The organism is Streptomyces sp. NPDC004542 (assembly GCF_040610035.1).
GTDB lineage: Bacteria > Actinomycetota > Actinomycetes > Streptomycetales > Streptomycetaceae > Streptomyces.
The window spans coordinates 21,065-41,591 of sequence record NZ_JBEXLP010000033.1 but is presented as its reverse complement, the minus strand read 5'-3'; the positions used below and the strand labels follow the sequence as shown (position 1 = coordinate 41,591).

General features: G+C 70.0%; 15 protein-coding genes and 6 pseudogenes. 12 read left to right on the top strand and 9 right to left on the bottom strand.

Features of this window, described 5'->3' with window-relative positions:
• Positions 1-111 precede the first annotated feature (111 nt).
• Entirely contained in the window at positions 112-1,854 is a 1,743-nt protein-coding gene (locus ABZX30_RS19745) for a pyruvate dehydrogenase (RefSeq protein WP_355935042.1), read from the bottom strand.
• A gap of 402 nt (positions 1,855-2,256) precedes the next feature.
• A complete protein-coding gene (locus ABZX30_RS19740) occupies positions 2,257-3,501 on the bottom strand; it encodes an MFS transporter (protein WP_355935040.1) in 1,245 nt (414 codons plus the stop codon).
• 177 nt (positions 3,502-3,678) lie between these two features.
• Between ABZX30_RS19740 and ABZX30_RS19735 the strand changes: the two are divergent.
• Positions 3,679-3,834, top strand: a pseudogene (locus tag ABZX30_RS19735) (NAD(P)/FAD-dependent oxidoreductase); the annotation flags it as partial.
• A gap of 129 nt (positions 3,835-3,963) precedes the next feature.
• Here the strand turns inward: ABZX30_RS19735 and ABZX30_RS19730 are convergent.
• Positions 3,964-4,101 (bottom strand): annotated as a pseudogene (locus tag ABZX30_RS19730) (helix-turn-helix domain-containing protein); the annotation flags it as partial.
• Positions 4,102-4,172: 71 nt separating this feature from the next.
• Positions 4,173-5,069 carry an RNA polymerase sigma-70 factor gene (locus ABZX30_RS19725; protein WP_355935038.1) on the bottom strand — a complete coding sequence of 299 codons (897 nt, stop codon included), beginning with the start codon at positions 5,067-5,069 and terminating at the stop codon, positions 4,173-4,175.
• Between the two features lie 215 nt (positions 5,070-5,284).
• On the opposite strand from ABZX30_RS19725, the gene ABZX30_RS19720 reads away from it, so the two are divergent.
• The 3 genes from ABZX30_RS19720 (at position 5,285) to ABZX30_RS19710 (ending at position 7,492) form a co-directional block, all read left to right on the top strand.
• The gene (locus ABZX30_RS19720) at positions 5,285-5,629 is read left to right on the top strand and encodes a hypothetical protein (protein WP_355935036.1); all 345 of its coding nucleotides are present in this window, start codon (positions 5,285-5,287) and stop codon (positions 5,627-5,629) included.
• Positions 5,630-6,000: 371 nt separating this feature from the next.
• Positions 6,001-6,234 (top strand): hypothetical protein, encoded by a 234-nt coding sequence (locus ABZX30_RS19715; protein ID WP_355935035.1) that lies wholly within the window; start codon positions 6,001-6,003, stop codon positions 6,232-6,234.
• Positions 6,235-6,295: 61 nt separating this feature from the next.
• The gene (locus ABZX30_RS19710) at positions 6,296-7,492 is read left to right on the top strand and encodes a cellulose binding domain-containing protein (RefSeq protein ID WP_355935033.1); all 1,197 of its coding nucleotides are present in this window, start codon (positions 6,296-6,298) and stop codon (positions 7,490-7,492) included.
• Between the two features lie 455 nt (positions 7,493-7,947).
• Here ABZX30_RS19710 and ABZX30_RS19705 read toward each other — a convergent pair whose 3' ends face one another.
• Positions 7,948-8,430: a DUF3618 domain-containing protein gene (locus tag ABZX30_RS19705; RefSeq protein ID WP_355935032.1), complete on the bottom strand. Its 483-nt coding sequence runs from the start codon at positions 8,428-8,430 to the stop codon at positions 7,948-7,950.
• Positions 8,427-8,864, bottom strand: coding sequence for a phage holin family protein (locus ABZX30_RS19700; RefSeq protein ID WP_355935030.1), 438 nt, complete (start codon positions 8,862-8,864; stop codon positions 8,427-8,429). The genes ABZX30_RS19705 and ABZX30_RS19700 overlap by 4 nt, the downstream gene beginning before the upstream one ends.
• Here ABZX30_RS19700 and ABZX30_RS19695 point away from each other — a divergent pair.
• The 3 genes and pseudogenes from ABZX30_RS19695 to ABZX30_RS19685 form a co-directional block, all read left to right on the top strand.
• A pseudogene (locus ABZX30_RS19695) lies at positions 8,778-9,197 on the top strand (response regulator transcription factor); the annotation flags it as partial. The gene ABZX30_RS19700 and the pseudogene ABZX30_RS19695 sit on opposite strands and share 87 nt — an antisense overlap.
• Positions 9,190-9,600 (top strand): annotated as a pseudogene (locus tag ABZX30_RS19690) (HAMP domain-containing protein); the annotation flags it as partial. The pseudogenes ABZX30_RS19695 and ABZX30_RS19690, both read left to right, overlap by 8 nt.
• Positions 9,601-10,272: 672 nt before the next feature.
• A complete protein-coding gene (locus ABZX30_RS19685) occupies positions 10,273-11,277 on the top strand; it encodes a hypothetical protein (protein ID WP_355935103.1) in 1,005 nt (334 codons plus the stop codon).
• Between the two features lie 186 nt (positions 11,278-11,463).
• Here ABZX30_RS19685 and ABZX30_RS19680 read toward each other — a convergent pair.
• Positions 11,464-11,682, bottom strand: a pseudogene (locus tag ABZX30_RS19680) (TetR/AcrR family transcriptional regulator); the annotation flags it as partial.
• A 755-nt stretch (positions 11,683-12,437) separates the two neighbouring features.
• Between ABZX30_RS19680 and rph the strand changes: the two are divergent.
• Positions 12,438-15,068, top strand: a complete 2,631-nt coding sequence (gene rph, locus ABZX30_RS19675; RefSeq protein ID WP_355935028.1) for a rifamycin-inactivating phosphotransferase — start codon at positions 12,438-12,440, stop codon at positions 15,066-15,068.
• A gap of 146 nt (positions 15,069-15,214) precedes the next feature.
• Here rph and ABZX30_RS19670 read toward each other — a convergent pair whose 3' ends face one another.
• Positions 15,215-15,811, bottom strand: coding sequence for an NAD(P)-binding domain-containing protein (locus ABZX30_RS19670; protein WP_355935026.1), 597 nt, complete (start codon positions 15,809-15,811; stop codon positions 15,215-15,217).
• A gap of 41 nt (positions 15,812-15,852) precedes the next feature.
• Entirely contained in the window at positions 15,853-16,686 is an 834-nt protein-coding gene (locus ABZX30_RS19665; RefSeq protein WP_355935025.1) for an inositol monophosphatase family protein, read from the bottom strand.
• A 134-nt stretch (positions 16,687-16,820) separates the two neighbouring features.
• On the opposite strand from ABZX30_RS19665, the gene ABZX30_RS19660 reads away from it, so the two are divergent.
• The 4 genes and pseudogenes from ABZX30_RS19660 (at position 16,821) to ABZX30_RS19645 (ending at position 20,339) form a co-directional block, all read left to right on the top strand.
• Positions 16,821-17,735, top strand: a complete 915-nt coding sequence (locus ABZX30_RS19660) for a LysR family transcriptional regulator (protein WP_355935023.1) — start codon at positions 16,821-16,823, stop codon at positions 17,733-17,735.
• Between the two features lie 614 nt (positions 17,736-18,349).
• A complete protein-coding gene (locus tag ABZX30_RS19655) occupies positions 18,350-18,511 on the top strand; it encodes a hypothetical protein (protein WP_355935021.1) in 162 nt (53 codons plus the stop codon).
• A gap of 75 nt (positions 18,512-18,586) precedes the next feature.
• On the top strand, positions 18,587-19,120 hold the full coding sequence (locus ABZX30_RS19650) for a 2'-5' RNA ligase family protein (protein ID WP_355935020.1): 534 nt from the start codon (positions 18,587-18,589) through the stop codon (positions 19,118-19,120).
• Positions 19,121-19,388: 268 nt separating this feature from the next.
• Positions 19,389-20,339, top strand: a pseudogene (locus ABZX30_RS19645) (aminoglycoside phosphotransferase family protein).
• Positions 20,340-20,527 lie beyond the last annotated feature (188 nt).

Here is a 20,527-nt window from a genome sequence, read left to right as displayed (position 1 = left end):
GCGGTGGCGTCACGGGCGTCGACCGGGACCTGCTTGCCCCAGATCTTCGAAGCTCGGCGCGGGGACGTGCCGGCTGGGCCGGCCACTGGTGGCCGGCCCCGGACCCCGCAGTCAGGGACGCGGAATGTTGCGGAGATTGGCCCGGGCCAGGTGGATCATGCGGCCGACACCGCCGGTCAGGACCGTCCGGCTCGCCGACAGCGCGAAGCCGCTGATCTGCTCGCCAGTGATCTTGGGGGGAACGGCCAGCGCGGCGGGATCGGTGACGACGTCGACCAGCGCGGGTCCCTCGTGGGCGAAGGCCTCGCGCAGCGCCTCACGCACCTCGCCGGGCTTCTCCACCCGGATGCCGCGCGCCCCGGCCGCGGTCGCGATGGCGGCGTAGTCGGTGTCCGCGCAGGTCGTGCCGTGCGGGGCCAGGCCGTCGACCATCATCTCCAGGTCGACCATGCCGAGGGAGGAGTTGTTGAAGACGACCACCTTCACCGGCAGGCCGTACTGGACGAGCGTCAGGAAGTCGCCCATGAGCATGGAGAACCCTCCGTCGCCGGAAAGGGAGACGACCTGACGGCCGCGATCGAGGAACTGGGCGCCGATGGCCTGGGGCAGCGCATTGGCCATCGAACCGTGCACGAACGAACCGAGGATCCGGCGGCGACCGTTCGGAGTCAGATAACGCGCTGCCCACACACAGCACATGCCGGTGTCCACGGTGAACACCGCGTCGTCGGCGGCCTCTTCGTCGAGCACCGATGCCACGTACTCGGGGTGGATCGGGGTGTGCTTGTCCACCTTGCGGGTGTAGGCGGTCACCGCGCCCTCGAGCGCGTGGGCGTGCCGTTCCAGCATGCGGTCGAGGAACCGGCGCGAGGACTTCTCCCGCACCGAGGGGGTGAGGCAGCGCAGGGTCTCGCGTACGTCTCCCCATACGGCGAGGTCGAGCTGGGTGCGCCGCCCCAGCCGCTCGGGCTGCACGTCCACCTGGACCGTCCGCACATGGCGGGGCAGGAAGTCCGTGTAGGGGAAGTCCGTGCCGAGGAGCAACAGCAGGTCGCACTCGTGCATGGCCTCGTACGCGGCTCCGTAGCCGAGCAGACCGGACATGCCGACGTCGTACGGGTTGTCGTACTGGATGTGCTCCTTGCCGCGCAGCGCATGGCCGACCGGTGCCTTGACCTTCTCGGCGAAGGCCATCACCTCCGCGTGGGCCCCGGCGGCGCCCCGGCCGCAGAAGACCATGACGCGTTTGGCGGCGTCCACCAGCTCGGTGAGCCGGGCACGTTCCGTCTCACTCGGGCGGATGGCCGGCAGATCCAGGGGAATGACGAGCTCGGGTGCCGAGTCAGGGGAGTCCTCGGCGGCGGTGTCGCCGGAGAGCGCCACGACCGAGACACCCCGCCGGCCGACGGCGTGCTGGATGGCCGTCTGCACCACGCGCGGCATCTGGCGGGGTGAGGAGATCAGCTCCGAGTAGTGGCTGCACTCGGCGAACAGCCGGTCGGGGTGGGTTTCCTGGAAGTAGCCGGTGCCGATCTCCCCGCTGGGGATGTGGGCGGCCAGCGCGAGCACGGGCGCCATCGAGCGGTGGGCGTCGTACAAGCCGTTGATCAAGTGGAGGTTGCCCGGGCCACAGGATCCCGCGCAGGCAGCCAGCCGGCCGGTCAGCTGGGCTTCGGCACCGGCGGCGAACGCCGCGACCTCCTCGTGGCGGACCTGGATCCACTCGAGGGCGCCGTGGCGTCTGACCGCGTCGACGACGGGGTTCAGACTGTCCCCGACCACGCCGTACATGCGCCGCACACCGGCACGGGCCATGAGATCGACGTACTGCTCGGCAATGGTCTGCTTGGCCATGGCGTTCCTCGCAATCAGGCTTGTCCGCGGGTGCCGCCCTGCGAGGGCACCGCACGCCCGCTTCAGGCTTGGAACACGTTAATGAGACGGGAGCGCCCCACTTGCCGGTGCGTGCACGAGCTCGGTCCCGACAGCGAACTGATCTCCGGGGGAACGCATGACGAGGTGCGCTGGACGCCGGTCCGGCGCACCGCACGCTGCCCGGCAGTGACCGCACGACCGCGTCGCGGACGAGCCGCCGGGTCGTGCCCGGACAGTCAACACCCGGAGCGCTGGGCGGACATCCGGTGCCCGACCCTGCGGGAAAATGGCGTTACCCCTGGGCATGGACGGCCCGGTCCATGCCCAGGGGCAGCTGCTCCTGGTGTCGCCGTGTGACGGAAGGCCGCACTGTGCCCGGGGTCACAGACCGGCTGCGCTCGGCTTCGCCACCGCTTGACGCCGGCCTTCGGTGGTCCAGTAGAGGAGGGCGAGCAGAGGCAGGGCGGCGCCGAGGGCGGTGAGGGCGATCCAGCCTCCGGCGTGGTACATGACGGAGCCGAGTTGGGAGCCGACAGCTCCACCCGCGAAGAACGTGGCGATGAAGGCGCTGTTGAGGCGGGCACGGGCAGCGGGGTCGAGCTGGTAGACGGTGTGCTGGCCGAGGATCAGGGTGGTCTGTACCGCCATGTCGACGAGGATCGCGGCCAGAGCGATCAGCACGACGCTGTGTCCGCCGAACCCGGCGAGCGCGAAGGCGAGCGCGGCAACCACGAAAGAGATGCCCGTCATGGGGCGTACGAGCCCACGGTCGGCCCAGTGCCCGGCGAACGGGGCGACAGCCGCTCCCGCCGCGCCGACGAGGGCGAACACACCGACCCCGACCGAGGAGTAGTGGAAGCGGGGGCCGGTGAGGACGAAGGAGACCGTGGTCCAGAAGGCACTGAAGGCGCCGAACATCGCCGCCTGGTAGAGGCCGCGGCGCATCAGGGCCGGGTGCGTGCGCACCAGCCGCACGGTGGAGCGCAGCACGTGGTGGTACGGGATGGTGGTGGTCGGCGCGTGCTCCGGCAGAGCGGCGCGCAGGGCCACGGCGAGCACGGCCATCAGAGCGGCAGAACCGAGGAACACCGCGCGCCAGCCCGCGAGGTCCGAGACGAGGCTGCTCAGCGTGCGGGAGAGCAGGATGCCGGTGAGCAGGCCGCTCATCACCCGGCCGACGATACGACCGCGGGCGTGGTCGGGCGCGAGACCGGCGGCGAAGGGCACGAGGATCTGGGCGACGACCGAGGTGGCGCCACTGACGAGTGAGGCGACCAGCAGCATGGAGAAGCTGGTGGCGAGTCCGGCCGCGAGGAGGGCGACAGTGGTGACCGTCAGCAGGACGGTGATCAGGTTGCGCTTCTCCAGGCGGTCACCGAGCGGAACCAGGAAGAGCATGCCGATCACGTAGCCGACCTGAGTCAGCGTGATCAGTGCCCCGGCGGTGGCCGTGCTGGTGTGGAAGACGCCGCTCAGCGAGGACAGCAGGGGCTGGGCGTAGTAGAGGTTCGCGATCGTCATGCCGGAGGCCACGGCCAGGAGTGCGACCAGCCAACCCGGCACGCCCTGAGGGACCTCGGCGGTCTCGAACCGGCGCGAGCGTCGGACGTCGGACGATACGGACATCGTGCACCTTCTTGACGGGATGAGCCGGGTAGGCGGCTCGGACGGACGTGTACGTGGTCGGCAACTTCATCGGTGCCGTCACGCAGGCATCAGCGTCGGTCCGCCCTCGGCTCTTCCCCATCCATCGCGATGGTTCGGAATGTCAGTCATCTCGATCGGAGATCAGCGACAGGGCTGCGCCCGTACATGACGTACCAGCCCCTCCTGCCGGAGGTGACCGCGGGATCGGTCGAGGCACGGCATGCCGCTGTGTCGCTGCGACGGCACCTGCGCGGCACCCGGCTGATCGCCGGGAGCGTGACGGACATCCGGCACGCGGCCACCGTGCGTCCAGGGACCTCGGGCGCCGGGGCGCAGCGCTTCGGTAAGGCGCTCGGCCAGCGGTTCCGCGGCCGTGTGGACCGCGGCGAAGAGGGCGAGTCCCTCGGGAGTGATCTCCACCGCCCGGCCCCGCCGGTCTCCGGGTACTGCTCTGCGGACGGCCAGGCCCTTGCGTTCCAGGTCGTCCACGATCCGCATGATCCCGGCCTTGTCCGTGCCGGTGGCGGCGGTCAGGTCCCGTTGCACCGTGGGTCCGCGGTCGACCAGCACGATCAGCACGGCGAACGGTGAGCTGTCCTTCGCGGCGCCTCCCGGCTCCGCGCGCGGCCTGCACGCCGCGCGCGGAACCCTCAGGCGTCGAGCGTCTCCACGTACGGCAGGAGCTTCGCCCGGTTCATGATCCACATGATGCGGTCGATGCCCTCGGCCGACACCTCGACGGACAGCAGGGCCACGGGGTTCCCGTCGTGCGAGATCAGGACGGCGGCACGGCCGTTGGCCTCCACCCACCGGATCTCCGCAGCAGGCCAGAAGCGCGGCGCGAAGACGACCAGGTAGCGAGAGACGTGCTGACGGCCCACGACCGGGATCTTGGACGCCCCACGGATCCCGCCGCCGTCGGAGTAGCTGACGACATCCTCGGCCAGCACGTCCTCCAGAACCGCGAGATTGCCCGTCTGCGCCGCGTCGAGGAACACCTCCAGCAGCCGCCGGTGAGCGGTCGGACTGGCCGGCTCCCTGCGCCCGTCGGCCAGATGCCTGCGCGCCCGGCTCACCAACTGGCGCGTGTTGGCCTCGCTGGTCTCGAGGATGTCCGCGATCCGCTTGTACGGATAGTCGAACGCTTCGCGCAGCACATAGGCGGCGCGCTCCACGGGGTTCAGCTTCTCCAGCAGCATGAGCACCGCGAGTTCCACGGCCTCACCGCGCTCCGCGCCCACCTGTGGGTCGTGGCTGGTGTCGACCGGCTCCGGCAGCCAGGGGCCGACGTACGACTCTCGCCGCACCCGGGCCGACTGGGCGAGATTGATGGCCAGCCGCGCCGTCACCGTGGTCAGGAACGCCGTCGGCTCACGTACGCCCGAGCGGTCGGTGTTCTGCCAGCGCAGCCACGCCTCCTGGACGATGTCCTCGGCCTCCACCGCACTGCCGAGCACCCGGTAGGCGATACCGAAGAGTTGTGAGCGCGCCGTGACGAAGTCCTTCGTCGCCCGATCGAGGGAAGATGTGTCGTTCTCGGCGTGCATCAGCATTCCTTCCCGCTCCGGGCCATGCTACAAGCCGCACGCACCTGGCGCGTGAGCGGGATTGTGGGACCCCACCGGCCGACGCGGCGCACCGCCGGAACAGCTCTGACACCCTTCCGCCCCGGACCGGCGGACGCGGCGACCCGTGTCACGGACCGGTGGGCTGTGCGGTCCGAATGAGGTGAACACACACCGGTCATGGAGGGGAGCACACCATGGATGCGCGTGAGGAGGCCGCACGCGGCCTCGAGGACATAGGGACCTTCCTGTACCGCGAGGCTCATCTCCAGGCGGCGCATCGGCGCGTGGCGGAGTTCACGGCCCGCGCGACAGGGCTCACCCGGGAGCAGAAGGGTGAGATCGAACGGTGGTACCTCGACGAGCAGCGTTACGTGGCCCGCATGGTGACCCAGCACATCGCCGACAGCATCAGCACGGCCGAGCAGCGACAGCACGCTCGCATCGGACGGTGGCTGACGGGCACGCTCACCGCCATGGCCCTCATCACCGCGGCGTTGATCGTGGTGAGCGTCGTCGTCATCCTGGGCGCGACACATTGAACGCGCCGTCACCCGACCACATGCACAGTGTCTTCCGCGCGACACCGGGTCTGGTGATCAGTGTGACAACGAAGCCCCGAGCGACTGCACAGCGTTCCGGACACTCGAGATACCCGTCCCCAAGCGCGCGTCGCGTCCAGGACCCGCGGCTTCCGGAAGCAGACGCGCACCACCTCCAACGGCGCCTCGAACGACAGCGACGCCCCCTGTCACACTCTCGCCCCACGAGCGGTCATACGGGTGGAACAGCGAGCAATCCAGACATCCGTCGGCCCGAACAGCGCGGCCGACCCGAACCCCTGCCGTGACACCTGTGCGCAGGAGCACCGGCGGGAATCCCTTGTCAGCGAGCGATGAACGGTGGTGTCGGCATGAGCGACGGGAGCCCGGAACAGCGGGACGTGCCGGAGAGAGGCAAGCGGGAGCGGATCGCGGGCTGGGCGGCCATCCGCCTCGGCGCGCGTGACCGACTCAGGGCGAGCATGCGCGGGGCCTTTCCGGACCACTGGTCGTTCATACTGGGCGAGATGTGCCTCTACAGCTTCCTCGTGCTCGTCGTCACCGGAGTTTATCTGACGCTGTACTTCCATCCGCGGCGGCATTGACAGTGCAGGTTGTCGCTCCCATAGTGGGAGCGCTCCCACCCGCCCTCCTGAGAGAGCTGTCATGGACGCGACATTATTGCGCGTACGCAGGCGCTGCCTGCCGCTCTGGGCGTTGGTGATGACCGTGCTGGCGGTGGCCGTCCCAGCCATCGCGGCACCGCATGCGCAGGGCGCGGCCGCGGGCTGCGCGGTCACCTACACCACCAACGAGTGGACCGGCGGCTTCACCGCTCAGATCCGCGTCACCAATCTCGGCGCCGCCCTGAACGGCTGGCGGCTGGAGTGGACGTACTCCGGCGACCAGCAGGTCACGTCCGCCTGGAACGCGGAGGTCACCCAGTCGGGCAGCGCGGTGACCGCCGTGAATGTCGCGCACAACGCCGTGCTCGACGCCGGCGCGTCCGCGGACTTCGGGCTCCAGGGCACCTGGCGCACCGCCGACCCGGCTCCCACCGTCTTCGCCCTCAACGGGACGCCGTGCGGCGGAACCGGCACCGCCACGCCGACGGCGACCCCGACCGCGTCGCCCACCGCCACGCCGACAGCGACCGCGACGGACCCGCCGCCGGCCGGATGTGCCGGAGCGACGATCTGCTCCGACTTCGAGGACCAGACCGGCACCGTGCCCTCGGGAGCCTGGCAGACGACGGCACCCGACTGCCAGGGCACGGGGAAGGTCAGCGTCGACACGTCCGTCGCCTACAGCGGCACCAGGTCGCTGCGCGTAGACGGCGGTGTCGGCTACTGCAACCACGTCTTCGCCGCCTCCACCCGCGACCTGTCCTCCGTCGGTCCCGTGGTGTACGTGCGCATGCGGGTCCGGCACACCACCGCCCTGCCCACCAGCCACGTCACCTTCGTGTCCATGCCGGACGCCTCCCAGGGCGGCAAGGCGCTGCGCGTCGGCGGACAGAACGGCGCGCTGCAGTGGAACCGTGAGACCGACGACGCGACGCTGCCGGAACAGAGCCCGGCGGGGGTCGCCCTCAGCACACCGCTGCCGACGGGCCGGTGGCTGTGCCTGCGGTTCCAGATCGACACCACCGTCCAGTCCATGCGCACGTGGGTCGACGACCAGGAGGTCGCCGGACTGCACGTGGACGGGGTGCCGACCCAGAATGTCGACGGGCAGTGGCTCGCCCGTACGACCCCTCCACGCCCCACCGGCCTGCGCTTGGGGTGGGAGAGCTACGGCACCGGAGACGACACGCTCTGGTTCGACGATGTCGCCCTCGGCTCCTCGCCGATCGGCTGCTGACACCCGCGTGGGCCGCCCTCGTCCCTCGATCCCCCACCCCCGGGGGACGAGGAGCTGCCCCGCCCCTCGGACGGGCTCCTCGCAAGATCCTCCCGGACGTAGGCGGCTCTCGCCTGGGCGGGGCCGCCCTGCACAAGGGCGCCCGCCTGCTGCCGAGGTGTGACACCAAGTGCTGAGCGCTTTTCAACCTGGCCAACAGGCGGCCGTACCGATGCGGATACAGGGCTGGTCCCTGACGACGTCGCGGGGCAGGCCCCCCAAGCGGCCGGGCTCGAGAACCCGACAGGTCAGGCCTTGCTCGTGTACGCCGACGTCGAACAATGGCGTTGCTCGCTCGCGCCGCAGAGTCGACCCGGCACTGCACCGCTCGGCGGCAGCTCAGCGTACGGCGTCAGCAGCAAGCCGAAGCGCCGGGCCTCCCGGCTTGCAAGCGGTCTTCGAGGCCGGCACACCGCTCACCCCTTGCGACGGTGGCAGACCATCCACGCCACGACAACCGCACCGGCGGCCGCCAGCAGCAGGCCGCGCTTGTCACGGGCGGTCTGCGCACCCTGGGCTGTCCTCTCCCGCAGCACCTCGGGCGCCTTCTCCTGCCACAACCGGCCGGCCTGGAAGGCCGCGGCCCGAGCCTGGCCGGCGGTCTCAACCACCTTGTCCCGCACCGGATCGGGCAGCTTGTCCTGCAGTTGAGAGGGAGCCTGCGCCGCCTTGTCCTTCAGCTCCCCGGCCCTGAGGACGGCCTGCTCCTTCAACTCGCCTGCCGTGGTGGCGACCTGTTCCCTGGCCTCTGTCACCTTCTCCTGGGCACGGGCCTTGACATCGGTCCTCGCCGCGAGGGCCTCCACCGTCCGGCCGAGTTCCTCGCGGGTCTGCTCGACCTGTTCGCGCAGTTCCTCGGGGCTGTCGGCGGTGGGCTCGTCGTGGGGCGGCTGGGTCATCGGTGTGCACTCTCCTTGATCTCGGCCACATCGGCCTTCACGTTCTCGACCGTCTGCTCCGGCACGGGCGGTGCGGCCTGGTCGACCTGCTTCTTCCCACTCATGGCCATCACCGCGGCGATCACACCCAGCACCGCCGTGACGATCAGTGCGGCGGCCCACACCGGTAGCACGAGCGTGAGCGCGGCGATCACGGTCGCTACCAGAGCCTGCGACATCAGGAAGCCGGCCAGTCCGGCTCCGCCGAACAGGCCACCGCCCTTGCCGTAGCGTTTGCCCTTCTCCTTCATCTCCGCCTGCGCCAGGCGCAGTTCCGCGCGGACCAGTTCCGTCAGCTGCTGCGACTGATCGGCGCCGACGACTACCTCACGAAGCCGTTCGAACTCCGCGAACTCGTGCTTCGTCTCAGGGCACTCGACCGCAGACGCGCCCACAGCAGGCCACCCGTGCGAGAGATCGCAGATCTGCGGTTGGACGCGTTCCGCAGAGAGGTCTACCGCGACGGCCGCTATGTCGCGCTCACCAGGAAGCAGTTCGCCGTGCTGGAAGTCCTCGTCGCCGCCGAAGGCGGCGTCGTCAGCGCCGAAGAACTCCTGGAACGCGCGTGGGACGAGAACGCCGACCCGTTCACCAACGCTGTGCGCATCACCGTCTCCGCTCTGCGCAAGCGGCTCGGCGAACCCTGGATCATCGCCACCGTGCCGGGCGTCGGCTACCGCATCGACACGCACCCGGAAACCGGGCACGAGGGAGGCGAGTGTGGATAGGGCATCCGGGTTGAGCGTCCGTGTCGGACTCACCCTCAGCTACGCCGGTTTCCTCATGCTCGCCCCCCTGACCCGCATCACCCACGCCACACGCATGGCCACGAACGGATCGCTCTCCCACCGGATCCGGCTGCCGGGCCGCAAGGACGAGTTCCGCGAACTCGCCGACGCCTTCGACACGATGCTCGCGGGGCTCGAAGCACACGTCGCCGAACAGCAGAGGTTCGCAGCCAACGCCTCCCACGAGTTGCGTACCCCGCCGGCGATCTCGAAGGCGCTTCTGGACGTGGCCCGCGCCGATCCGGACCACGACACCGGCGAACTCATCGACCGCCTGCACACCGTCAACGCCCGAGCGATCGACCTCACTGAGGCACTGCTCCTGGTCAGCCGCGCTGAGCAAACGATCCCAACCGCGCGCGGATGTCATCCGGCAGGGCGGCTACCGCAGCCAGACCGGGCTCAGCAGCATCGACCCGCAGGGGCTGTTCCCGCTGCCGACGTTGAACGGTGGTGACGGCAAAGGGCACATCCCGGCCAACGTCTTGCTGTGGATCACGCGCAGAAGTCGAACCTGCGGGAGGCCGAGGGCGGTTCGATTCCCGGCCAGATGGGCAACCCGCTGGCGGCCGTGGACGGCTACTACGGCCACAGGAGAGTGGACGGGATCCGGATTCCAACGGGCGGATCCACTGGGAGAAGTCGGAATGCGGCTACGGCGTCGGGCAGGTCACTGACGGCATGCGCCTGGCCGGGTACGAGAAGACCGGGGAGACAAGCCGGTCACCGGCCCGGAGACGGACCGGGACTACGGGAAGCGGACCTGGAACGCCTGTCACCGCGGCCAGGTGTCACCCTCGGCGTCCGCCGCCTGCTGAACCCGGCTCGCTCGGCGATCCCGTCGATCTTGGATTCGGTAGGGCGAGGGCAACCCTGTGGGCGGGTTGTGAGTCTTCTGATCGGATCACGTTGTGATCGGAGCCACGAGGAGACCATCATCAACGTCATACGCAAGACCCTGACCGCCACCGCCGTCGTCGGCGCCGTCCTCGCGGGATCCGCCGCCTGTGGAACGGTGGAGCAGTTGTCCGCCGGCAAGAAGCTCGACCGGGCCTTCGAAAAGCTCGGCAAGAAGAACACGCTCTCCTTCGAGCTCGGGCTGGACACCGACGTCGCGTCCCTGAAGGCGCTGGACGCCGGGTCCGACCCCGCACCCGGCGAGGAGATCCCGGACGAGGCCGCCGAACTGCTCAGCGGCGCGACGATCACTGTGACCGTGCAGTCGAAGAAGCCGCTCGAGGATTCCGGTGAGACGGACCTCGTCGGCACGGCCATGAAGGTCAGCACCGCGGACGGCGACCTCGCCGAGTACCGGGTGATCGGCGACTACACCTACATCCGTGCCGACATGGACGCGATGGGCAAGACGATGGGCAGCCCTCTGCCGGACGCTGAAGATTTGCCCCCGGAGGCCGGGGCGATGAAGGACGTCATCGAGGGCAAGTGGGTGAAGTTCAACACCAAGGAGATGGACAAGGCCGCCGCGGAGGGTCAGGAGGCCGGGGGAGGTGCCGCACCTTCCCTCGACGCCAAGACGCAGAAGCGGCTGGTGAACGCCCTCCGCGAGGTCATCGCCCGTGAGGTGGAGTTCAAGACGGCCGACGGCGGGGACGGCACCGAGCACGTCACCGCCACGGCCCCCTTCCGCACACTGCTCACCGAGCTGTTCGGCGAGATCCGGCCCCTGGTGAAGGACCTGCCGCCGGGCATGGAGCTGCCGACGGACAAGGACCTGAAGGACGCTCCCCGTGCCAAGGTGACGGCGGACTTCATGCTCAAGAACGGCGAGCTGGCCCAGGTGGACGTGGACCTCGCCAAGCTGGCCGAGAACGCCGAGGTGAAGAAGCTCGGCATGACACTGCGGATGCGCGAGGGCGCCAGGCCCACCGCTCCGGCCGGTGCCACGACGATCGACCTGGGTGACCTCATGAGCGGCTTTCTCGGCGGGCCGGCGATGGGTGACGCCGACTTCGACATGAGCGGTCTGGCCGGCGAGGACGTCCCGCAGGACCAGCTCTGATCGCACCGAGCGCGGTCCCCACGACTCTCCGGGGGGAGACGGACAGGACCCGTACGGGGAGGACCCCCGGCAGGCGTCGGCCTGGCAGGGGTCCTCCCCGATTCGGCTGCCGCCGTACACTCCCGGTCCCCACCCCGTCGAGTGCGTATCTCCAGCCGCCCGAACTCTTCGGGCTACGGTGTGCTGGGCGGCGAAGCGTCGGGAGGCCGTGAGCCGGGCGGCACGCGGCGCGTCTTGGCCCCGGTGGGCCATGAGCATGAGGATCAGGTCGTCGACGACGAAGCCGGGGCGGAGTTCACCGGTCTCCTGGGCTCGGCGGGCCAGTTCGGCGATCGCCCGCGAAGTCCGCTCCCGGTCGGCGGTGAAGTCCATGGCCTCGGGGAAGGCCGTCATGAAGGCGTCGGCACATCCCCATCAGGGAGTTCGTGGACGCCGGTCGAGGACGTCGCGGTGCTCGCTCAGGGTTTGTGCAATACGCTCCTGCTCCGAGTCAATCATCGAAGCCTTGCATGTCCTGGTCCTGAAGAAGCGCCGGGAGCGCTCGGCGAGCAGCGAGGAGAAGACCGGATGAGCGAGGGCGTGGACCGGCACGAACTGAGAGCCCGTCAGCTCCGCATCCTGGCGGGCCTGCATCGTAAACGCGCGGCCGAACTGGACAAGATGGCCGAGGCTGTACTGGCTACGCGCTCGATGCGCCGCCTCCTGGACGTCCTGACTGAGGCGGAAGTGCGCGAGTTGGCCGAGCATCCCGATCTCGCCGAGCTCGACGTGCAGTTGGACGGGTTCTACGGTGACAGCCCCGACAGCCCAGGCGACTCGGGGCCCGGGCCCGGTGCGCACTGACGGGGAGCCCACCACACGAGTGAGCCGGAGTGAAGGGCCGGCCTGCGGCCTTCAGGGCAAGAAGCACATTCTCCTTGCACTCTCAACGTATAGCGCGCTGGGGGGCTTGCGGCAAGACCCGGGTCGCGGCGCAGAATCGTCGTCCAAGGCCACAACCTGCGGAAATGAGGACACGACGTGCGTGTGCTGTTGTCGGCGTACGGGGGACGCGGTGACGTCGAACCAGCGGTGGGGCCCGCAGTGCAGTGGGGAAGGCAACCACGGACGAGGACGGTCTCGTCGGCGCGACGGGGCACGGCTGCTCTGGAGGTGTGGCGATGACCGGGCAGCGGTATGTGTTGGACCTTCAAGAGATCGACGAGACGCAGGGCTCGGTCGTCGGCGGCAAGGGCGCGCACCTGGGCGCGCTGTCGCGGATCGACGGCATCCGCGTGCCCGTCGGCTTCTGCGTGACGACTGACGCCTTCAGGCGGGTCATGGCGGATGCGCCGTCGTTGGACGAGCGGCTCGATCAGCTGTCGCGCTCGAACCCGGAGGACCACGAGGCGATCCGCACGCTCAGCGCGCAGATCCGCCGGACCATCGAGGACATCGCCGTCCCGGCCGATCTCGCGGCGGCGATCACCCGCGCGCTCGCCCGGTTCGGCGAGCAGGCCGCCTACGCCGTCCGATCGAGCGCGACGGCAGAGGACCTGCCTACGGCTTCCTTCGCCGGGCAGCAGGACACGTACCTGAACGTCGTCGGGTCGGCGGCGATCCTCCGGCACGTCAGCCGGTGCTGGGCCTCGCTGTTCACCGAGCGGGCCGTGAGCTACCGTCAGCGCAACCGCATCGACCACCGTAGGGTCCGCATGGCCGTGGTCGTGCAGCGGATGGTCTTCCCCCGTGCGGCCGGCGTCCTGTTCACGGCCGACCCCGTCACGGGCAACCGGAAGGTCGCCACCGTGGACGCCGGCTTCGGCCTCGGCGAGGCCCTGGTCTCCGGCCTGGTGAACCCCGACCTTTTCAAGGTGCGACACGGTGAAGTCGTCGCCAAGACGATCGCCGTCAAACAGCGTGCCGTTCACGCCCTGCCGGCCGGAGGCACGCGGGAAGTGGCGATCGACTCGCAGCGGCAGGAGCAACCGGCGCTGTCGGATGCGCAGGCCGTGCGGCTCGTGCAGCTGGGGCGCCGGATCGAAGCGCACTTCGGCCGCCCTCAGGACATCGAATGGTGCCTGGTCGACGACGGCTTTCACATCGTGCAGAGCCGGCCGATCACGACGCTGTTCCCCATCCCGGAGACCGCCGACCAGGAGAATCACGTCTACGTCTCGGTCGGTCATCAGCAGATGATGACCGACCCCATGAGACCCCTGGGGCTGTCCATATGGCAGCTGACGGCCATGGTGCCGATGCACGAGGCCGGCGGGAGACTGTTCGTCGACGTCACCCGGCGCCTGGCCTCGCCCGCGAGCCGCGCCGGCCTCCTGGACGTCATGGGGAGAGGCGATCCGCTGGTCAGGGACGCGCTGGAGACCGTTCTCGACCGCGACGATTTCGTCCCGTCGCTCCCGGACACCGGTCCCGGCAGGCCGTCGGCCGGCGGCGCGTCCGCTTCGATCGAGACCGACCCGGCCGTCGTCACCGAGCTGATCGAGTCCAGCCAGGCGTCCATCACCACCCTGGAGCGCGGCATCCGGACGAAGACCGGACCGGCGCTGTTCGACTTCCTGCTGGAGGCCTTCGAGGAGCACAAGCGAGTCCTCAGTGATCCGCTGAGCGTACAAGTGATCATGGCGGGGATGGAGGCCACGTGGTGGCTCAACGACAACCTGCGGGAGTGGCTGGGCGAGAAGAACGCCGCTGACACGCTCACGCTGTCCGCCCCCGGCAACGTCACCTCGGAGATGGGACTGGCGCTGCTCGACGTCGCGGACGTGATCCGCCCGCATCCAGAGGTGGTGGCGTTCCTGCGGGACGTCGAGGACGAGGGCTTCATGGACGAGCTGGCGAAGCTGGCGGGCGGGACCGAAGCGCGCGACGCCATTGAGGCCTACCTCGACCGGTACGGCATGCGCTGCGTCGGCGAGATCGACATCACGAGGCCTCGCTGGCGCGAGCGCCCCACCACGCTCGTGCCCGTGATCCTCGATCACGTCAGGAACTCCGAGCCGGGTGCCGCCGAGCGGCGCTTCGAGCAAGGACGGCAGAAGGCGCGGCAGAAGGAACAGGACGTGCTGTCACGCTTGCGGGCCCTGCCGGACGGGGACCGGAAAGCCGACGAGACCAAGCGGATGATCGACCGTGTCCGAACCTTCATCGGATACCGGGAGTACCCGAAGTTCGGCATCGTCAGCCGCTCCTTCGTCTACAAGCAGGCCCTGCTGGAGGAGGCCGAGCGCCTCGTGCAGGCCGACGTGCTTGCCGAGAAGGAGGACATCTTCTACCTCACGTTCCAGGAACTCCGCGACGTCGTGCGCTCCCATGAGGTGGATGACCGGCTCATCCAGCAGCGCAAGGACGCGTTCGAGTCTTACCACGCGCTCACACCGCCCAGGGTCCTCACCTCGGACGGCGAGGCCGTCACCGGTGCGTACCGGCGCGACGACGTGCCGGCCCGCGCCCTGGCCGGCCTGCCGGTCTCCGGCGGGACCGTCGAGGGAAGGGCCCGCGTCATCCTGGACGTGGCGAAGGCCGATCTCGAAGCGGGCGACATCCTGATCACGACCTTCACGGATCCCAGCTGGTCGCCGCTGTTCGTCGGAATCGCGGGCCTGGTGACGGAGGTGGGCGGCCTGATGACCCATGGCGCAGTGATCGCCCGGGAGTACGGCCTGCCGGCCGTCGTGGGCGTGGAGCAGGCCACCCGTCTGATCCGGGACGGACAGCGGATCCGCGTGCACGGAACCGACGGGTACGTCGAGATCCTGCCGCTGACCGACCAGACCGAGGAGGACCATTCGTAGCCTCCGGCCAGGACAACAGCCTCTGGGCTCACTTGCGCAGTCGGCGGCCGTCGCGGCCGGCGCCGACGGCTGCGGCTGGAACCCGTGAGGGCCGTGGCCGGCCCGGTGATGAACGTATGACGCGGCGGACCGGCCCTTCGGGGCTGTCAGCGGGCGATCGAGACGGCAAAGGGCGCGAATCCACTGGACCGGATCACATGGGGTACGAACAGGATCGCGGCCTCGGCAGCCCGCGCGGTCTCGATCCCGCCGAGGTCCGTGATCCACTCCTGGTGCCAGCCGAGGTCCGCGAGAAGCCCGCGGACGGCCCGCTTGGCCTCCGGGTCCTCGCCGGAGAGGAAGGCGGTCGGCGTCCGGGCGAGCGCGGCGGGCGCGGTCATCACGGTGAAGAGCATCGTGTTGAGCGTCTTGACGACGTGCGTACCGGAAAGCGCCTCCTGGAGTTGTTCGGCGAGGCTTGAGCCTGGGTAGAGCAGGTCGGCGGGCAGTCCGTCCGGTCCGTCGACGGTGGCGTTGGAGACGTCCATGAGGATCTTGCCCTGAAGCTCCTCGCGCAGCGCGGTGAGCCGCTCCAGCGAGCCGGCGCCCAGCGTGGCGTTGATGACGACCTGCGCCGTCCGGGCGGCGTCGGCGGCAGAGCCTGGCGAGCGGTCCGCCACGGTCACCTCGTGTCCGGCCCGGGCGAGGGCCGTGGCCAGGCCGCCGCCGACGCGGCCGTTTCCGAGTACGGCGATCTTGGTCATGCTGATCCGGTCCTTCCGGTACCCGTGGTCTTTGTGAGTGGTCAGAGGGAGAGCGTGACAACGGCCTCGGCGTGCACGCCGGGGGCGGCGGCCAAGAAGCTCTCGCTCCCGGGGCTCCAGGAGCTGCCCTCGGCGTCGGAGATCCGTCCGCCGGCCTCGGCGACGAGCAGAGCCCCGGGAAGCAGGTCCGCGCGGGCCCCGGCGAACTGCCAGAAGGCATCGATCCGGCTGGCGGCCACGTTCAGCAGGTGCAGGGTCGCGGGCACCGAGGTGCGCACCACCAGCGCGTCGAAGAGCATCGCGGTGATCGAGGAGCCGACGCGCCGCACGACCTCCTCGTCCTCGTCCGGCCTGGCCTGGCTCGTGGCCACCAGGCTGAGGCCGAGGTCCGTGGTCCGGGACACGCGCAGCGGCCGGCCGTCGAGGTGGGCGCCGCCGCCCGCGAGCGCGGTGTAGGTCTCACCGGTCAACGGCAGGTGGACCGCGGTCAGCACCGGCTGGTTGTCGCGCACGAGGGTGGCGGTGACCGCCCATTCCGGCAGGGCGTGCAGGTGGTTGACGTTGCCTTCGGCCGGATCCACGATCCACCACTCGCCCGGAGGCAGGGCCCCGCCCGCGAGTTCGTCCTCCACCCAGCCGGCGTCCGGGCGCAAGACGGCGAGGCGGGGGCGCAGGATGTCGAGGGCCGCGTCGTCGTTGGCGGCGAGTGCCCGCATCAGCTCTTCTCGGGTCTCGTGGCGAACCACGTCGCCGAAGCGCTCCCGCAGCGCCGAACCCGCCGCCCTCACCGCTAGCGCGGTCTGCGCGAGCAGGTCCGCGTCGCGAGCGGGGTCGGCGGATGCGGCGACACTCATGCGCTGGATCGATGCGGACATGGCAGTACTCCCGACTGAGTAGGTGTGAGGCGGACGACCCCGGTTGAACCGTGTGCGTGTGCGCCCGCATCTCGAAGGTAGGGAGACCACTCGTTAACATCAAGTGCATGTAAAGCACGGCTAGGATGACTCTCATGCAATTGGATTTGAACCTGCTCGCCGCGCTCGACGCTCTCCTGGAGGAAGGCAGCGTGGCCGCAGCGGCCGAGCGTCTGCACGTCACCGCGCCCGCGATGAGCCGAAGCCTCGGCCGGATCCGGCGTACGACGGGGGATCAGATCCTGGTGCGCACCGGGCGCACGATGACCCCGACGCCGTACGCGATCGCAGTCCGGGAACAGGTGCACGATCTGCTGCAGCAGGTCCAGAGCGTGCTGGCGCCGAGCCGTGAACTCGACCTCACCGCACTCGAGCGCGTTTTCACACTCCGCTGGCACGACGCGCTCGTCGCGCTCAGCGGCCCCGCGCTCCTCGCCGCCGTGCGCGAGCAGGCGCCGGGCGTGCGACTGCGCTTCATCGCGGAATCGCACATCGACACCCCCGAGCTGCGTCGCGGCGAGGTCGACCTCGCCGCGGACGCGAACCTCCCGACCGCACCCGAGATCCGCGCCGAGCAGGTGGCCGAGGCCCATTACGTCATCGTCGTGCGGCAGGGGCACCCGCTCACCCGCGTCAAGGCCGTCACCGCCGTGCGGTACGCCGCGGCCGAGCACCTCACCGTCTCCCGGCGTGGAAGGCTCGGCGACCCCCTCGACGACGCTCTCGCTCGGCTCGGCCTCACCCGCCATGTGGTGGCGACCGCGCCCACCGAAGCCGCCGCATTCGAGTTCGTGCGCGGCTCCGACCTCCTCGTCACAGCACCCGAAGCCACCACACGCTCGGCGGCCGCGGACCTCGGACTGGCCCTGCTCCCCCTGCCGCTCGACATGCCGCCGGCCCCGGTCTACCTGTCATGGCATCAGCGCTACGACACCGACCCCGCGCACATCTGGCTACGGGATCTGGCGCGCACCGCGCTCGTCGGCAAGACCGGCCGCAAGTCCGCATGATGACTTTCACGTATCCCACTCCTACGGTCGCACGGGTGACTTCGCGTCGGACCGGCAGACGTACGGCGCCTCCTACGACCATCCCGGTGTCGCGATCGTCGCCGCGAGCGGCGACAACGGCTACGGCGTCTCGTTCCCGGCCACCCCGTCCGCCGTGACGGCCGTCGGCGGCACGAATCTGAGCGCCGACCCGGACAGCCCGCGCGGCTGGGACGAGACCGTGTGGAAGCGGGGCTTCTACGGCCCGGGCTCGGGCTGTGCGTCGTACCGGACCAAACCGGAGTTCCAGAAGGACAGCGGCTGCCCGGGGCGCAGCGTCGCCGATGTGTCGGCGGTCGCCGACAACGTTGCGCTCTGTTCGACGTTCGGCTCCCCGGGCACCGGCCGGCAGCGCTACGGCGGCACGAGTGGGTGCCGTCGAGGACCGCGTACATCCCCTCCGGCTTTGCCCGGCACATGGACGGTGCGCCCGTGGACCGCGACCGACACCGAGCGGGACGGTGGTGGTCGCGTCCAGGGCCCGCCCGCGGGCCGGGAACCCGCTGCCCCCGCGGGAACCGTCGGATGTCCGGTTGACCGGGCATCCGGGGATGTGCGGTCACTGCCGTGCCGTGATGTCCATGCTCGTCGACTTCGCCCGGACCGGCAGGATCGGTCCGCTCCACTGCGGAATGCCCCGGGCCGAGGCCGAACACCTCCTCGGCCCGGGGCGGCCCCACCCGGCCATCCTCATGAAGGGGCCCGACATGGCCTGGACGGACTGGGGGAGTCTCTGACCCGCCACCGGCGTGACGGCCCGGCCGGTGCCCGTGGGCGGCAGATCCGCAGGTGATTGCCGGTAGGCTGCGGTGGTGCGCACGGTCGAGCTTCTCCTGGACGAGGAGGCGGATCTGGCGGTTCGGGAGGCCTGGCGGCGGCTCGCGGACGCGGGGCTGCCCAGTCAGGCACGTCACCGCTCACCGACCAACTGCCCGCACCTCACCCTGGCCGCCTGCCGGGAGCTGACCGCCCCGATTCGCTGGGAGCTGGCCGAGGTGGCCGCCGCCCTGCCGCTGCCCGTGCGGTTCACCGGCGTGGTCCGCTTCGAGCGGCCGACTTCGGTGTTGGCCTGGGGGCTGGACCTCGACTCCGTGCTGGTCGGCTTGCACCGCAGGGTGTGGGAGGCGGTGGCCTCGGACAGCCCGCCCGAGATCCTCAGCCCATTCCACGAACCTGGGCGCTGGAGCCCTCACGTCACCCTCGGCCGTACGCGGCGGGCCGGTGCCTTCTCCGGCCGGCGGGTCCCCGAGCTGCTGCCGGCACCGCCGCTGTCGGTCTGGCTCACCACCCTGCGCAGCTACGACACCGAAACCGGCGCGCTGGAGGTGCTGGAGCCCCGTTCCTGAGGCACCCCTCCGGCCGGAGGCACGCCCACCAGCGCCCTCCGCCTTCACTCGGCCGTAGACAGCGGCCGCGCTCTGGGGCGTTTCGCGCCCGGTGGCCGGCACCGGCTCGACGAGGTGGTCTGCGATGTCGGCCGAACGTGTTGGTGACCATGTGTAAGCGTCAGTGGCGTATCGGCTCCACGCCGGCCAGGGTGCCCTTGCGGGTCCGACGGTGGACATTCCGGAGAGTGAGAGTCCACTCCGCCTGTCTCACGTACTGTGGCTTCGCATGACCGACTCCGAGATCGAGATCACCGCAGAGCTGGTGCACGATCTTCTCAAGGACCAGCATCCCGACCTGGCAGGGCTGCCCATCCGCGAGGTGGCCGGCGGCTGGGGCAACCAGATGTGGCGCCTCGGGGACGAGTTGGCCGTGCGCATGCCGCGTATGGAGGGTGCTTCGGATCTCCTGCGCAAGGAGTGCAGATGGCTGCCTGTCCTGGCCCCGCGTCTTCCGCTCCCGGTTCCGACGCCTGTGCGGATCGGTGAACCGTCCGCGCGCTTTCCGAGGTTGTGGAGCATCATGACGTGGGTTCGCGGCGAGCCACTGGACTAAGCCTCGATCAGCCGCAGCGACCACGCGGCCGACACTCTGGCGGGTTTCCTGAGGGCGCTCCATGTGGAGGCGCCCGCTGAGGCGCCGGCCGGTTCCGACCGCGGCGCTCACCCCAAGGAGTGCACGGGCAGCTTCGAGGAGTTCTTGCAAGCCATCGCCCCTGGCGGCATCGCCGCAGATGTCCGGGCCGTCCGGGCCGTCTGGGACGACGCTGTTGCGGCCCCCGGGTGGGAGGGCCCGCCGGTATGGCTGCACGGTGACCTCCATCCCGCGAATGTCGTCGCCTCGGACGGGACGCTCTCGGGTGTGATTGATTTCGATGCCGTGTTCGCCGGTGATCCGGCGTGGGACCTGGCGGCCGCGTGGGTGCTGCTTCCCGCCGGCGCGAGCTCACGGTTCTTCGAGGTGTACGCGCATGCGGACGAGGCGACGATCCGGCGCGCCCGAGGGTTGGCTGCCATGAAGAGCCTCTTCCTCATCCTGATGGGCCAGAACGGGGAGCAGGGCCTTCCGGGCGGCAAGCCGACGTGGGGACCCGCAGGCCGGGCAGCGCTCGGTCGTGTTCTGACATCCAGTTCGGGCTGCCCCTCTCCTGCACAGGCCCCTCCACCTGTCCGGCCGTGACGGGAGGCGGCGTGACTCTGCGTCAGCAATCGGCTTCGGCCTCACCGTCCCGGCCCTGTCTACGTCATGCGGCACCACCGGTACGAACGAACGGCGTTGGCGCACTCCATTGACGTCCTGTAATGCTCATGCCAGTCTCATCTCATCCTTACCGTGGGAGCGCTCCCAAACCCCACAATCCCCTCTGG

Excerpts from the sequence above, each read along its gene's own strand:
- ABZX30_RS19670 (WP_355935026.1), bottom strand. The coding sequence starts at position 15,811 with ATGACCAAGATCGCCGTACTCGGAAACGGCCGCGTCGGCGGCGGCCTG.
- ABZX30_RS19745 (WP_355935042.1), bottom strand. The coding sequence starts at position 1,854 with ATGGCCAAGCAGACCATTGCCGAGCAGTACGTCGATCTCATGGCCCGT.
- rph (WP_355935028.1), top strand. The coding sequence starts at position 12,438 with ATGACCGGGCAGCGGTATGTGTTGGACCTTCAAGAGATCGACGAGACG.
- ABZX30_RS19710 (WP_355935033.1), top strand. The coding sequence starts at position 6,296 with ATGGACGCGACATTATTGCGCGTACGCAGGCGCTGCCTGCCGCTCTGG.
- ABZX30_RS19705 (WP_355935032.1), bottom strand. The coding sequence starts at position 8,430 with ATGACCCAGCCGCCCCACGACGAGCCCACCGCCGACAGCCCCGAGGAA.
- ABZX30_RS19715 (WP_355935035.1), top strand. The coding sequence starts at position 6,001 with ATGAGCGACGGGAGCCCGGAACAGCGGGACGTGCCGGAGAGAGGCAAG.
- ABZX30_RS19665 (WP_355935025.1), bottom strand. The coding sequence starts at position 16,686 with ATGTCCGCATCGATCCAGCGCATGAGTGTCGCCGCATCCGCCGACCCC.
- ABZX30_RS19740 (WP_355935040.1), bottom strand. The coding sequence starts at position 3,501 with ATGTCCGTATCGTCCGACGTCCGACGCTCGCGCCGGTTCGAGACCGCC.
- ABZX30_RS19725 (WP_355935038.1), bottom strand. The coding sequence starts at position 5,069 with ATGCACGCCGAGAACGACACATCTTCCCTCGATCGGGCGACGAAGGAC.
- ABZX30_RS19655 (WP_355935021.1), top strand. The coding sequence starts at position 18,350 with ATGTCCATGCTCGTCGACTTCGCCCGGACCGGCAGGATCGGTCCGCTC.
- ABZX30_RS19660 (WP_355935023.1), top strand. The coding sequence starts at position 16,821 with ATGCAATTGGATTTGAACCTGCTCGCCGCGCTCGACGCTCTCCTGGAG.
- ABZX30_RS19720 (WP_355935036.1), top strand. The coding sequence starts at position 5,285 with ATGGATGCGCGTGAGGAGGCCGCACGCGGCCTCGAGGACATAGGGACC.